We start from the raw sequence: 13,202 nt of genomic DNA, 5'->3' as shown, positions 1-13,202 counted from the left end.
ATTGGATGGGGCCGTTGCTGCGGCCGAGGCGGTTCGTGAACAGTGCCCCGCTCAGATGTGCGGTGGGATGGATGCCCGCACAGTCCGGGCGGAACGCTTCGCACCCGGGGGCGTTACCGCTGCGCCAATCCTGAACAGTCCTCTGAACAGTCCGGGAACGCCGCCATGCGGAACCTTCGCGACCAGACCGTGGTGATCGCCGGTGCATCGAGCGGCATGGGGTTGGCGTCTGCCCTCGCCTTCGCTCGGCTCGGGTGCAATCTCGTCCTCGCGGCGCGGCGCGAGGAGGCGGTGAAGCAGGCGGCCCTCCGTTGCAATGAGACCGGCGCCGCGGAGGCTGTGGGCCTGGTGGCCGATGTGACGGACCCAAGACAGATGGGGGCGCTCGCCTCGGCCGCCATGGAGCGCTTCGGTCGCATCGATGTCTGGGTGAACATGGCCGGGCTAAGCATGTGGGGCGCTTTCGAGGAGATCCCCGTCGAGGCACAGGCGCGGCTGGTGCAGGTGAATCTCATCGGCGTCATGAATGGCTGCCACGCGGCGTTGCCGCACATGCTGCGCCAGGGGCGGGGCGTCCTCATCAACATGTCGTCGATCGGCGGGCGCATGCCGATGCCCTTCGCGGCGGCCTATACCGCCAGCAAATACGGCGTCACCGGCTTCACCGAAGCATTGCGCGACGAAGTCTCCGCGCGGTCGGGCGTGAAGGTTTGCGGCGTCTATCCCGGCTTCGTGGACACGCCCACGAATCTACATTCCGCGAACTATACCGGGCGGACGCTGCGTCCAATCCCGCCGGTGCTGGACCCCGAGAAGGTGGCGGAGGGGATTGTCAGTCTGGCGCAATATCCGCGCCGCTCGCTGCATCTCGGCCTGCACAACGCGCTGGCGGTGCCCTATGCAGTGGCGCCAGAGGCGACGGGGCGGACCGCCGGGAAGATGATGGAAGGCTTCCTGCTGCATTCGGGGCAGCCAGCCCCGGCCACGGAAGGCACGCTGTTCGATCCCGTGGCGGAGGGCACCACTACCCGCGGCGGCTGGCGGCCGGATCCTGGCACGGCCACATCCCTGACCGCCTCGCTGGCACTCCTCGCCGCGGTGCCAATCGGCCTCCTGGCCCTGAGTGTGGGTCTTGGCATGCGAGGAAGGAGGTGATGGCGGCTGCGTCGCGTTCCGCCTGGGCCATCAACTGGAAAGCCGCCGCCCTTCTCGGCCTGATCACCAGCACCTACTCCACCCTGATCTCGCAATTCCTGGCAGCGCGGATCGGCCGGGATGTGGTGGTGGACTGGATGATCGTGGCGGCCATCCCGTTCCGCGATCCCGTGATCCAGACGGAGCCGAGCTGGCTGGTCATCCTCGGCGGCATCCTGTTCCACCAATGGGCCGACTTCTCCTGGGCCGTCCTCTTCTTCGGGCTGCTCGGCCGGTGGACGGCGGGCCTCCGCCCCGGCACGATCCTGCTGCTTGCCGGGCCATGGGCCGTCTTCACCTCCGCCTCGGAATGGCTGTTCCTGGTACCCGTCCTGCCGTTCTGGCAGCCCATCTTCACCCTCAACCAGCCCTATTGGATCGGGCTGCTGGTGCATCTCACCTCGGCCTCGCTCTACCCGATCTTCCCCTGGCTCCGTGACTGGGTATCGGGGCGGCGGACCTCGCCCCATCGCCGTTTCGCCCTGGTGTGGAACGGCCTTGCTGCTGCCGGCATCTGCGTGCTGGGCGTGGTGGCCTTCCTGGGCTGGCAGGGGCGGGAGCTTCCGCATCTGGGTGGCGATGTCGCCTTCGACCAAGGCTATATGCGGCGGATGGCGGCCCATCACGCGCAAGGGGTGGAACTCGGGCTGCTGGGCGTGGAACGGGCGCAGGATCCGCGGCTCGGCGTTCTGGCGCGGCTGATGGTGGCGGACCAGAAGGGAGAGATCGCCATCTTCGAGCAGTGGTGGCGCAGCTGGTTCGGCGAGGCCCTGCCGCCGGCCAGTGCGGAGGAGCACGCCACCATGCCGGGAATGCTGCCGCAGGAGGAGATGGAGGCGCTGCGGCGCACCGGCCCGGCCGAATTCGATCAGCGCTTCATCGCCATGATGACGACCCATCACCAGGGTGCCATCGCGATGGCGGACGAGGCGCTTCGCAATGCGGGCGATATCCGGCTCCGCCTCATGTCCCATGCCACGCGCCATGCGCAGAGGGGGGAGATCGAGCTGATGCGGAACCGGACAGGCTTCGCCGTCACCAGGGCTGCGCTTGCCAACATGCTCCTTCCCGCGGGCGCCGCCCCGCCGGATGGGGTGATCGGGTCGGAGCACCGGCACTGACGCCACAAGGCGAGGCTGCATTTCCTGGCGAGGGAAAGCGGCTCCGTGCCGCTGCGGCCGCCACGGGGCCGAGGTTCCGCTACGCCCGCGATCGGCCGTCCGGCCCTGGAGCATGACGCGCCCACGGCGTCACCAGCCGGCAGCACGCCTCCTCTAGCGGCGGGCGGAGGCTCCCGCTGAAGACCGCGCGATCAGTTGGCGCCCGAGCAGGAATGTAGCGATACCGACGGTGGCCAGCAGTCCGAGATGTTGCGCCCGCCGCTGCGTGGCGCCGCCCCAGCCGTCCCGCATCCCCACTCCGTCCGCCATGGGTGCAAGGATCGTTCCGTTGCTTGCCGCGGCCGGTGGGCCATGATGCAGGAGGAACCGCATCCCCAGCCATCCGATCAGCCGGCCGACGATCTCGGGGGCAAGCGCATAGACCGGCACGAGCCTGTTCGGCGCGCCGACATGCACCGCGCGGCGCGGAGCACGCGCGAGCTGGACGATCCGCTCGGCCACGACAGCGGGGTCCAGGACCGGCGGCACCGGCCGCAGGCCCCGGCCCGTGTAATTCGCGGCGTGCCGCAGGGCCGGCGTATCGACGAAGCTGGGATACACGCCGCAGACCTGCACGCCGGAACGCGCCAACGCTTCGCATCGCAACGCATCGGTGAAGCCGGCGACCCCGAACTTGCTGGCGCTATAGGCGGCCGTGAAGGGCTGCGGCACCCGGCCGGCGATCGAGGCCATGTTAATGATGACGCCCTGCCCACCGCCGGAGCCAAGCATATGCTTCAGCGCGACATGGGACCCGTTCATCACGCCGGTCAGGTTGATGGCGACGAGTTGCGCCTGGGTCTCCATCGGGATGCTCTCGAAGGGCCCGGCGGCGGCCACGCCGGCGATATTGGCCCAGACGTCGATGCGCCCGAAGGCAGCGGCCGCTTCCTGGGCCAGCGCGGTGACCTGGGAGGCGTCGGATACATCGGTGGGCACCGGAAGGGCGCGGGGCGATCCCGCTTCCTCGCACAGCCTGGCCGCATCCCGGAGTGGCTCCTGCTGTCTGGCAGCCAGCACGAGCTTGGCTCCCTGGCGGGCGAATGCCAGGGCGAGGGCCAGCCCGATGCCGCTCGAGGCACCGGTGACCACCACGGTGCTGTTCCGCAGGTCCTGCACGATGGCTTTGCTCCCGCCTTCCCTGTGCCTCGGCACACAACGCGCGCTGGTCGTGCGCGTTGTGCGACGGGGCTCGCAAGCTGTGTCGCGGCGGAGTGGAGAGGCCCCGAGGCGCCAAGCACGGGGCTGGTCAGCCCGCTGGCCACGAGGCATGGATCAAGCCCACATGTCCTGCCCGAGGTTCATGGCACCAGATGAGCACCGATGCCCTGCTTTCCGCACTGGTCACCCTCCTCGTGACCGTGGATCCTGTCGGCATCGCGCCGATCTTTCTCTCCGTGACGGAGGGGATGACGAAGCATGAGCGGCGCATCGTGGCACTGCGGGCGACTCTCATCGCGCTTCTTATCCTGACCTTCTTTGTCGTTGGCGGACAGTCATTGCTGCATTGGCTCGGTGTGGAACTGCCGGCCTTCCGGATCGGGGGTGGCCTGCTCCTCTTCTGGATTGCCTTCGAGATGGTCTTCGAACGCCGAACCGATCGAAAGCAGGCGACGGCGGAGGTCGCGGTCCGTCAGGATCATATGCGCGATATTGCAGCCTTTCCCCTGGCGATTCCCCTTATGGCCGGACCAGGCGCCATCACGGCGGTGATCCTGCTGGCCTCCCGCAGCGATGGCAATGTCATGGCCGTACTGCTACTTCTGCTGCTCGTATGCGCCGTGATGCTGGCATGCCTTTGCGTGTTCATGGCATCGGAGCGCATCTCCGGTCTTCTCGGGCGGACGGGCAGCATCGTGTTGTCGCGGCTCCTCGGCGTTCTCCTCACGGCACTCGCGGTGCAGTTCGTGGTGGACGGGATCCGGGAGCTTCTGGTTGCGCCGTCCTGAGGCGCGCTATGCGGCAGACCTGCTGCCCCTGACCCGCTTGGCACTCGAGGCGCGGCGCTAACGCCGGGCAGGGGCCTGAATGCCCTGGCAGGAGGCTCCAAGCATGCACCCCCTGGCAGCTGTTCACCAATGGCGAAGGCTACCTGCACACCGATCAGGCTGCTCACCGTGCACTCCGTCACCCTATCCTGTCGTGACGAGTGCCGTGAACATCATATCCCGGTAGGTCCATGATCCGGTGCTGAATGGCACCGAGCCGGGGCGGAGCCTGCCGGTCACACTCGGTGGTCTTCGCGCCGGGCATTCGTCATTCTTCGCCGTCCGCTCCATGATTGGGCGGATGCATTGAGGGGGACCTCACGGCGCATGGACGGCCTGGGCTATGTACTCACGAAAGCGGATCTGCATGAGCGGTATCATCCCACTGATCCTCCGCCGCACACTCCTGGCCGTGTCGAGCGTTCTTCTCTGCTTCCTCTCTGTCGCCGCAGTGTCGGCGCAGGAATTACGCGGTCGTACCGCCTCCGAGCAGCTGGCGCGGTGCACCGATGCCGAAGCGCAGGGCGGGCGGAGTCTCAGCCTGCTCTTCTCCGGTCTCCCGCCCTTCGCCCGCGAGGTCTTGGCCCGACACGGCGTCCGCACGTCCATCGGCACCGCGGAAGGGCAGCTGCGAATCGAGCTGCATCTGGACTCGCTGCGCGAACTCAACGCGCCGCAAGGGCATCACGCCACGACCTATCTGTCGCCGCACGAGGCATCCGCCGTGCGGGAGGATACCCGCTCCCGAATCGCTCCGCTCTGGATGCTGGACGAAGCCACGGTCAAGGCGGCCGACCGTGCATATGACATCCGGCACAGCGCCGAAGCCGCCATTGCCGGGGAACCTGCGCGGCTGGTGCATTCGGAAGCCGCGGGGGAACTGCGCGACTATGATGTCGCCGGGCTCTACACGGATGCCTTCACCGGATTTGCCGCGCTGGTGCTGCAGTCCCGCCCCATGCGGCGGCGGGCGCCGCACCGGATCTACGCCATTGCCGGCACGCATGTCTTCGCGCATCGCGACTTCCGCAGTTGGGCATCGGGCCTGACGCTCGGGCGGGCGCAATTCGTCTCCACCGCCGCGCTCCGCCTGATCCACGACGCCGCTGCCTATGCGCGCGATCCGAACGGAGGGGAGGTGGTCTTCACCGGGCAGAGCCAGGGTGGGCTCACCGCGCAGGGCCTCGGTTATCTGCTGCAGACCTATCTGGATGCAGAAGAAGTGCCGCACAAGCTGGCGCATGTCGTCTCCTGGGGTGCGGTGGGTGCGGAGGAAGTGATGTTGCGCCTGCTGAAGCAGCGGCGGGCCGGGGAGGGCCGCGGCTTCGGGCGCGACTTGGAAACGCACTGGGCCGCGACCGATCCTGCATATGCCCAGGCGGCAAAGGTCTGGGCGGTACTCGGCCGGCAGTGGGACCGCATTCCACCCGGCCAGGAGCTTGCCCGATTGAGGGCGACGGCCGCGCGGATGAGGGTGGTCAGCTATTTCTTCGACATCGATCTCTTCGCCCGGGCTGGCACATTCCCCGGCACCGCCCTGGCCTTCCCGACGGCGCTGATCTTACCCGACACCTGCGAAACCACCGTCGCCGAGGCGGTGATCGGCCTGCAAGGTGGTTCCTTCGGCGTGCGGCTGGAGTCCCATTTCCTGCAGGGCTATCGCCGTGCCGTGGCGCGTGGCGCGATCGCCCTGGCGCGCCCGGCGCGGCCAGCGAAATGGGAATGGGTCGACGAACTGGCCCCGGTGTTCAACCGGCTGGGATCGCTATGGCTCGAGACCCTCTATCTGGAGGGAGCGGCATCGGGCGAAGCAAACTGGCAACATTGCCTGGTCGCGAAACGGTGGCAGACACAGGGCAATCGCTCCTGCCGCGCGAGCTTCTTTCAAGGCTGCGCGCCAGTGGCCGACAAGCGGCACTGGTGCTTGGTTCGTGAAAGCGCTGGCGGCGCGCAGCCTGTTATCCGGTGATCAAAAGGTAGCTTGGTCCTGGCCTTGAGGTTCATGCCGCCAGCCGATCTCCGCCATGGTGCTGCCGAGCACGATTGCTATGGTGCAATGGCAAGCTGCTCGCGCCCGGAACGTGGCCTTGGCAGTTGATGCCGCATGGAGATGGACATGACCGATGTCACTGACGCAGCGATCAAGCAAGGCATGGCGAGCTTCATGGCAACCTTTGGCCGAGTGCCTGACAATTTCGTCCTGCTTGCAGAGCACGCCCCCGGTGCCTTCGCAGGCTACGGACTTATGCGCGACTTTGTCATGCGGGATGTCGGCAACGGGGGCGCGCTGGACCTGAAGACGAAGGAGCTCATCTTCGCCTTGCTGGACACGCTCGCCGGGCAAACGAACGGGGCGAAGAACCACGCAGCCGCTGCCATGCGCCTTGGCCTGACCTTGCCCGAACTCGCCGAAGGACTTGTGCAGGTCCTGATGGTCGGCGGTATTACCACCTGGAACCTTACAGGTGCCGCGGTGATGAAGCACTGCGCGGAGCTGGACGGGTAGGCTGCCGCCGCGATGTCATGCCGCGCATGATCCCGGAAGTAATGTCAGCCGCCGAACGGCGTTGTCAGTTTGGTCTTCTCCGTGTCGACGACGAACACGGCCAGCAGGCGCGCGGGTTCCGTGTCGTCACGTTCTCGCTGACGGCGTGCCGGTCTCCCGGCACTTCGGAGAGGCTTTCGTCGGCGCGGTGAACGGTCGCGGGCCTGTCACTGACCTGGCTCCGGATCGCTCCCTCCAGCACTGTGGCGTAGATGAAGGCCGGGGCAGGATGGGTGTGGGCGGGCGACAAGCCGCCTGGCCCATACTCCACGAGAACGGCCTTGATGCTCTTGACCGGGACGTTCGGAAAGATGTGCTCGTAGACCAGCGTTGCCTGGGATAGGCCCTCTCCCGTCATGGTGTTCACACCCAGGGCCGGGGATGCCGGGACCGCCTCATGCCCCCACTCGCGAAGCCTGCTGACAGGCTCTGAACCGATGAGCCCGGTTCCGCCGATCACCAGGATCTTCATCTCGTCCCTCTGTCCGTCATGGGCGCTCTGCCTGAAAACGAGCGAGCTGGTACGTGACATGGGCCGGGGATAATTTCCTGCCGCCTGTATCTCCAACCTATCTGGCGCCGAGAGCGGGCGGCGGAGCGCAGCACCATTTGGCGGAACTCATAATAGCCAACTGGCTCGTTCCGAGTGTGAGAAGGGCCCGGCTAGGCGGTAAGACGCCAGAATGGTGGAGGTCGATAGCTTTCGATAATGCAAGTCTCAGAGGAGCCCTGCTAGTGTAAGAGGCTGCTGGCTCGACATTGGGGACCACAGGTCCCTCAAGAAGCGGGGGGGGGGGAACGCATGATAAGCAAGGCATTGGGAGACGGAGGCCGCGGGACTATCGGCTTGGTGACCCTGCTCTTGTTCTTCGGCGCCGTGAGCCTGGGGGCTGCCTGCTGCGAAGTCATGGCTCGGGAGGCATGGATCGGCGCGGTGCTCGGGGGATATCTCGGGCTGTGCTGGTGCCTGGCCCTTCATATGGCGCTCCGGGCCGATGCGGCATTCCTGAGCGTCAACGAGGTGAAGGCCCGAGGTGAGGCCTTGCCGGCGCGATACCTGATCAGGCTGCCAGCCTCCGCCAGCCCCGCCAGGTGAAGCGGGATGGCCGGGCGGGGGATGCCTGGCCTTCCCAAAGTTGTTGCGGTCGTCAATCCTGTCCGGAGCGCCGTAGGGTCAGCTCGTTGAGGTGGCGTGGTGCCGGCGGCCTCTCTCCCGCCGGCCATCCCTCGCGCTGCCGCTCGCGGTCTCCGTCACTTTCCTCCGTCTGGTCATGGAACAGCACCATGCGAGTGGGGAAGGCGATATCCACCCCGGCTTCCCGGAGCGCGTTCCGGATGGCGGAGACGGCCCGTCCCTGGGCCGCGACGACCCTGTTGCGCTTGCTTTCCGTCCACCAGCGCACGCGGAGAACCACGCCGGAATCAGCGAATTCCCAGGCGCGCGCGTCCGGCGGCGGATCGCTCACCACGCCCTCGACCCTTGCGAGTGCCTGCACCAAGGCAGAGACCGCCGCATCGGGATCATCCCCATATCCGATCGTCACGTCGCACTGGCTCCGCCGCACCGGAAAATGCGTCCGCACCGTGATGCTGCGTGTGTAAAGATTGCTGTTCGGGATCAGCACCCGCTGCCCGTCATAGGTCTTGATGAGTGTGGCCCGCGCCTCCACCCGTTCCACGGTGCCCTCATGACTACCCGAGACGATCTGGTCGCCGATGCGGAAAGGCCGGCTGTAGAGGATCATCAGGCCCGAGAACCAGTTCTGCAGAATGTCGCGGAAGGCGAGGCCCACCGCGAGTGATCCCACGCCCAGTGTTGCCAAAAGATCGGAGGGCTTCACCGACGGAAAGATGATCGTCGCGAAGACGAGAAATCCGGCGACGATCAGGGCCCAGCGGGCCGAGCCGCCCAGCAGCAAGCCCAGGTCCTCGCGATGGCGGCGAGCGAAGGCGAACAATACCGCACGCCGCGCGACCCATCCGCCGATCCAGAAGCCCACCAGAACGAGGAGGCCGATGCCGATATTGGGCAACAGCCAGAAGAATCCCTCCACCATGCTCTGGAGCTTGCTCGTCGCGAGTTGCTCAGGTTGTTCCATGACGTGTTCCGGCGGTGATGTGCGGCATCAACGCCTTGTTGCGCGCCGGGTTCTGAGGTCCGATGAGAAGGAGCCCGATTCGGCTCGGTGGCTGGCCGTCAACGCACCGCTTTGGCCCGAATCTTTGTTGTTATCGTGAGCAGGACCTCGGTCATCGAGCATCGCGATCCTGCCTCGTTCGAGGACGAGCGTCGGGCCAGCTTCGGCACGGCCTTGTCCCGACAGCGAACTTCGCGTTCCGGGATGCGCAGGTCGGGCGACACGGGTTCCGGGCCGCGCCCGTCAGGCGATGCTGATGGACCCACGCCGCCTCGGCGCCATGCCGAAGAGTGGCCGCAGCAAGGCGAGGCGGGAAACAAGCGCCGCGCCGGCGACGCTGATCACCAGCGCAGTGCCACCGATCACGAGGGCCTTCAGCAGCGGCTCCCCGGTCCATCCGAACAGCGCCCAGCCGAGCACCACGATGACGGTCTGGTGCAACATGTAGAAGGCCAGCGAGAGCGGCGCGAAGGCTGACAGCCCAGGTAGCCGCCGATCGAGCCAATGCCGCGCGAGGCCGAGCATGCCGATCATGACGAACCATTCCGTGCCGATGCGCAGAGCGTGCCGCGCGGCCCAGGGAAACTCCAGCACACCGAAACCGCCGCGCGCCACGGGAATTGCCGCGAACCAGAGGAGCAGGCCGGCCCCGGCGGCAAGGGTGAGGGCATGCCGGGCGCCGAGTACCGCCTGCTCCAGCGCCGGGTTCCGCCCCAGCCACCAGCCAAACAGAACCAGGAAGAGGTAATGCGCATGGTCGCCCCAGTCGTTGGCCAGGTCATGCGTGCTCGGAAAGCTGGGCCGTAGAGTGAGTTCGATCCCAACCAGCACGGCGCCCGGCAGCAGCAGCCGCCAGGGCGCGGCCGCGATCCAACGGGCCAGGCCAGGCAGCGCCCCACGGCGCGAGATCCCGGCGACCACCACCGCATAAACGAACAGGTAGGGCAGGAACCAGAGATGGTGCCAGGAGAAGTTCCCGGCCGGGTAGCAGCAGTCGAGGAGGTGCGGCAGGAAGTCGAAATAGCCACCGGCGAAGTCGATCGGGCTCTGGCGAAGCGGCGCCTCGGGCGTGATTCTCTCCACCCAGAGCTGGGGCGGCACGAGGATCAGCATGCCGAAGGCGAGCGGGAGCAACAGGCGCGCGGCCCGCTCGCGCAGGAAGGCGCCGGTGCTGCGGCTTTGGAGCGCCCATGCCGCCGCCATGCCGGCCAGCAGGAACGGTAACGGCATCTGCCAGAGGCCGATGATGCGCAGCGTCACCTCGGCGCCCCAGAAAGGCGCGGAAGCATCCTTCATGTGCCAGGGCTCGCTGTCGAACAGCCGGGCGGTGTGGAAGGGGATCAGCAGCAGCACGGCCAGCGAGCGGAGGCTGTCCACGTCACGGCGGCGGGGAATGAACGGGTCGGGCAGGGCGCACCCATTTCACGGATCCACCCGATCCGAGCTGGTGTCAGTGGCAGCCGATCAACATGCTTGTGCCCGCAGCGTCGCCTCGACAAGCAGGAGGTCGGCCGGTTTGTCCACATCCACGGCGGCGGCCCCGAATGGCATCTCCACAGCCGCGGCCCGTATGGCGCAGCGCCGTTCTATTCCATTCAGCGCGCCTCGCAGCGTCAGGCGCCCGAGCGCATAGCGGAGAAGGGTCAGCACGCCCAGCATCCGGGCCATCGCCCATGGCCGCTTCCGCAGCTGTTCCAACCGCTGCCAGAAGCGGAGGGCACGGGCAGCCTCGGGCCGGGCCAGGAGGAACAGGTTGCAGCCGCTGAAGTCGCCGTTGCGGAAGTGCAGCCATGTGCGCTGCGTGCCCGGGAAGGCGGCCAGCACCGTCTCCCGCCGGGCGAGCGCCGCAACCGCTGCCGCCTCCGGTGGCGCCGCCGTCAGCAGATGCGTCACCATCGCCGGTGTCAGCAGGGCATGGTCCGCGGTGGTCACCAGCAAGGGCGCGCCGAATTCCTCGAACACGGCTGCGGCGCTCTGGGCGGGGCTCGTGGCCGAGCGGCGCAGGATCACGCCTTCAAGGCCGTCGACGCCGTCGAGCACCGTCTCCGGCGTCTCAATCGACACCACGATGCGGCCGATCCCTGGAGTCGCCCGCAAAGCCCCAAGGACGCGCAGCAGCATGGGCACGCCCGCCACCTGAAGCAGCGCCTTGTGAGACAGGCCCGCGGCCGCGGCCATCGGATCCACCCCCCGGCGCTGCCCCGCGAGAACCAGGGCGGTCACGCCGCCCGGCGTCACGCGGCAAGCTCCTTCTCGTAGACCCGGTAGGTCTTGTAGACGCGGGCGCCGAAGGCTTCCGCCAGATGCCGCATGGGCAAGTTGTCCTCCAGCACCCAGGACATCTCGATCCGTTTGATGCCGAGGGCCAGCGCCTCCCGTCGCATCGCTTCCACCAGGAACAGCGGCAGCACCCGGCCCAGCATCCCCCTGCCCAATTGCCGGCGCACGCCCATCAGCGGCACACGCGCGGTGGACACGCCCGCGACCTTCAGCCGCCAGAGCAGCCGCGCCCAGCCAAAGGGCAGCAGCCGCCCGGAGAGGTCGCGGATCGCCTCGTTGAGATTGGGGAGGCAGACCCCGAAGGCCACCGGCTTGCCCCCCATCTCCGCGAACCATACCAGCCGCTCGTGCAGCAGGGGGCGCAGCTCGGAGGCGAGATGCGCCACCTCCTCCTTGGTGAAGGGTACGAAGCCCCAGTTGCCCGCCCAGGCCTCATTGAAGATGTCGATGAGCGCCTCGACCTCCGCCCGCAGGGCGGCCCGGCGCATCGGCCGCAGCGTGACGCCCGGTGGCAGGCCGCGCGCGACGGCGCGTGCCGCTGCGGGCGGCATCGGGACGGACGGCTCGGCGACATAGGCCAGCAGGTCGCGCGCCTTGCGGTAGCCGAGTTCCTCCAGCCGCGGCCCGGCATAGGGCGGGTCATGCGGCATCATCAGCATGGGCGGGGTGTCGAAGCCCGAGATCAGGAGACCGGTCTGCTCGTTGATCGAGAGGCTGAAAGGGCCCTGTATCAGGCGGAGCCCGCGCGCCTGGACCCAGCCTTCCGCCTCGCCCAGCAGCGCCGCGAAGATGGCGGGATCATCCTCCGCCGCCAGCAGGCCGAAATAGGCAGGCCGCGCCCCATCCGTCCCTGGCGCCAGTCGGTCCTCCTGCGCGCTGATGCGCCCGACATCGCGGCCGTCGCGCCGAGCGATCCAGAAGGCGGCCTCGCCATGGCGGAACCAAGGGTTCTTCTTCGGCGACAGGGCGTCGCGGCGCTCCATCAGAAGCGGCGGCACCCAGGCGGGATCGGCGTGGAACAGCGTGTGCGGCAGGCGGATGAAACGCTCGAGGCCGGTGCGATCGGTAACCGGCAGGATCTCGATGGAGGAGGCCCGCTCGCCCGGCGGGATCACGCCGCCTCGCCGGGGCGGGCCGGGCGGTCGCGCGGCGGGGCACCAGTCAGCTTGGCCACCCAGGGAAAGCGGGCCGCCTCCGCCCGGTCATAGCCAAGGTTGAAGACATGCGGGCTGCGCGGCCGCTGCCGTGCTTCGGCGTAGTAGGTGCCGAAGGTCCGGTCGATGACGAAGCTGGTGATGCCGTAATTGCCGCCCTCATGGTGGAAATGATGGGCGAGGTGCAGCTCCTTCATCCGCCGCAGCAGGCGCGAGCGCGGCTTGAAGTTCAGGTGCTGGATGCAGTGGCAGAATTCATAGATGCAGGTGATGACGAAACCGGCCGACACCGCCGCCGCCACCCCCGCGAGCCCGCCACCGATCCACCATCCCATGGGCACCAGGATGGCCAGGATCGTCGGCACCGTCGTCACGGGCGCGCCGAACAGCACGTCCAGCCGGTGAGGGTCCTGGTGGTGGTCGAAATGAATCCGCTTCCACAGCGCCGCCGTCAGGGGCGAGCGGTAGAGGAAGCGCGAATGCAGGATGAAGCGGTGGATCAGGTACCAGGCCAGCGGATAGGCGAAGATGGTGGCCAGCACCGCCAGCAGCGGGCGGAGGGCCGAACCTTCCGCCCAATACACGGCAAGCCCGGCGCTCAGCACCGCCAGCAGGACATAGAGATGGATCGCCGGATGAGCGGCATAGGCGACCACCAGCTCCCGCAGCGTCATGCGCCCGAGATCGAAGCTCCGTCCGCCGCGCCACGGACCGTACATGCTGCTCTCCCGTTCCCGATACCG

At 67.6% G+C, this 13,202-nt stretch carries 13 protein-coding genes; 6 read left to right on the top strand and 7 right to left on the bottom strand.

Annotated features, from left to right (window positions below):
- Positions 1-165 precede the first annotated feature (165 nt).
- Together GSE44_RS15120 and GSE44_RS15115 are read left to right on the top strand one after the other, a co-directional pair.
- Positions 166-1,155, top strand: a complete 990-nt coding sequence (locus tag GSE44_RS15120) for an SDR family oxidoreductase (protein ID WP_159349666.1) — start codon at positions 166-168, stop codon at positions 1,153-1,155.
- A complete protein-coding gene (locus GSE44_RS15115; protein WP_159349665.1) occupies positions 1,155-2,315 on the top strand; it encodes a DUF305 domain-containing protein in 1,161 nt (386 codons plus the stop codon). Before GSE44_RS15120 ends, GSE44_RS15115 begins: the two co-directional genes overlap by 1 nt.
- 153 nt (positions 2,316-2,468) lie before the next feature.
- Here the strand turns inward: GSE44_RS15115 and GSE44_RS15110 are convergent, their stop codons facing one another.
- Positions 2,469-3,473 (bottom strand): SDR family NAD(P)-dependent oxidoreductase, encoded by a 1,005-nt coding sequence (locus GSE44_RS15110; protein WP_159349664.1) that lies wholly within the window; start codon positions 3,471-3,473, stop codon positions 2,469-2,471.
- A gap of 194 nt (positions 3,474-3,667) precedes the next feature.
- Here GSE44_RS15110 and GSE44_RS15105 point away from each other — a divergent pair, with 194 nt between their 5' ends.
- The 3 genes from GSE44_RS15105 (at position 3,668) to GSE44_RS15095 (ending at position 6,848) form a co-directional block, all read left to right on the top strand.
- Positions 3,668-4,303 (top strand): MarC family protein, encoded by a 636-nt coding sequence (locus GSE44_RS15105; protein WP_159349663.1) that lies wholly within the window; start codon positions 3,668-3,670, stop codon positions 4,301-4,303.
- Between the two features lie 406 nt (positions 4,304-4,709).
- A complete protein-coding gene (locus tag GSE44_RS15100) occupies positions 4,710-6,311 on the top strand; it encodes a hypothetical protein (RefSeq protein ID WP_159349662.1) in 1,602 nt (533 codons plus the stop codon).
- Positions 6,312-6,446: 135 nt separating this feature from the next.
- Complete coding sequence (locus GSE44_RS15095) at positions 6,447-6,848, top strand: carboxymuconolactone decarboxylase family protein (RefSeq protein ID WP_159349661.1); 402 nt, start codon at positions 6,447-6,449, stop codon at positions 6,846-6,848.
- 64 nt (positions 6,849-6,912) lie between these two features.
- Here GSE44_RS15095 and GSE44_RS15090 read toward each other — a convergent pair whose 3' ends face one another.
- A complete protein-coding gene (locus tag GSE44_RS15090; RefSeq protein ID WP_235924845.1) occupies positions 6,913-7,419 on the bottom strand; it encodes a cupin domain-containing protein in 507 nt (168 codons plus the stop codon).
- Positions 7,420-7,737: 318 nt separating this feature from the next.
- Between GSE44_RS15090 and GSE44_RS15085 the strand changes: the two genes are divergently transcribed.
- Positions 7,738-7,983, top strand: a complete 246-nt coding sequence (locus GSE44_RS15085; RefSeq protein ID WP_159349660.1) for a hypothetical protein — start codon at positions 7,738-7,740, stop codon at positions 7,981-7,983.
- 52 nt (positions 7,984-8,035) lie between these two features.
- Here GSE44_RS15085 and GSE44_RS15080 read toward each other — a convergent pair whose 3' ends face one another.
- The 5 genes from GSE44_RS15080 to GSE44_RS15060 all read right to left on the bottom strand — a co-directional run bounded on the left by GSE44_RS15080 (position 8,036) and on the right by GSE44_RS15060 (position 13,178).
- Positions 8,036-8,986 (bottom strand): mechanosensitive ion channel family protein, encoded by a 951-nt coding sequence (locus GSE44_RS15080; RefSeq protein ID WP_159349659.1) that lies wholly within the window; start codon positions 8,984-8,986, stop codon positions 8,036-8,038.
- Between the two features lie 282 nt (positions 8,987-9,268).
- Positions 9,269-10,402 (bottom strand): acyltransferase family protein, encoded by a 1,134-nt coding sequence (locus tag GSE44_RS15075; RefSeq protein ID WP_159349658.1) that lies wholly within the window; start codon positions 10,400-10,402, stop codon positions 9,269-9,271.
- Positions 10,403-10,489: 87 nt separating this feature from the next.
- Entirely contained in the window at positions 10,490-11,263 is a 774-nt protein-coding gene (locus GSE44_RS15070) for an NTP transferase domain-containing protein (RefSeq protein ID WP_159349657.1), read from the bottom strand.
- Complete coding sequence (locus GSE44_RS15065) at positions 11,260-12,420, bottom strand: GNAT family N-acetyltransferase (RefSeq protein WP_201306081.1); 1,161 nt, start codon at positions 12,418-12,420, stop codon at positions 11,260-11,262. Before GSE44_RS15065 ends, GSE44_RS15070 begins: the two co-directional genes overlap by 4 nt.
- On the bottom strand, positions 12,417-13,178 hold the full coding sequence (locus GSE44_RS15060; protein ID WP_159349656.1) for a sterol desaturase family protein: 762 nt from the start codon (positions 13,176-13,178) through the stop codon (positions 12,417-12,419). Before GSE44_RS15060 ends, GSE44_RS15065 begins: the two co-directional genes overlap by 4 nt.
- Positions 13,179-13,202: the final 24 nt, after the last annotated feature.

This window comes from Muricoccus harenae, assembly GCF_009848505.1.
In the GTDB taxonomy this organism is placed as follows: Bacteria; Pseudomonadota; Alphaproteobacteria; order Acetobacterales; family Acetobacteraceae; genus Roseomonas; species Roseomonas harenae.
The sequence above is the reverse complement of the archived record's forward strand: the minus strand, read 5'-3'. Positions and strand labels throughout refer to the sequence as shown.

Excerpts from the sequence above, each read along its gene's own strand:
- GSE44_RS15115 (WP_159349665.1), top strand. The coding sequence starts at position 1,155 with ATGGCGGCTGCGTCGCGTTCCGCCTGGGCCATCAACTGGAAAGCCGCC.
- GSE44_RS15080 (WP_159349659.1), bottom strand. The coding sequence starts at position 8,986 with ATGGAACAACCTGAGCAACTCGCGACGAGCAAGCTCCAGAGCATGGTG.
- GSE44_RS15095 (WP_159349661.1), top strand. The coding sequence starts at position 6,447 with ATGGAGATGGACATGACCGATGTCACTGACGCAGCGATCAAGCAAGGC.
- GSE44_RS15120 (WP_159349666.1), top strand. The coding sequence starts at position 166 with ATGCGGAACCTTCGCGACCAGACCGTGGTGATCGCCGGTGCATCGAGC.
- GSE44_RS15100 (WP_159349662.1), top strand. The coding sequence starts at position 4,710 with ATGAGCGGTATCATCCCACTGATCCTCCGCCGCACACTCCTGGCCGTG.
- GSE44_RS15105 (WP_159349663.1), top strand. The coding sequence starts at position 3,668 with ATGAGCACCGATGCCCTGCTTTCCGCACTGGTCACCCTCCTCGTGACC.
- GSE44_RS15060 (WP_159349656.1), bottom strand. The coding sequence starts at position 13,178 with ATGTACGGTCCGTGGCGCGGCGGACGGAGCTTCGATCTCGGGCGCATG.
- GSE44_RS15090 (WP_235924845.1), bottom strand. The coding sequence starts at position 7,419 with ATGTCACGTACCAGCTCGCTCGTTTTCAGGCAGAGCGCCCATGACGGA.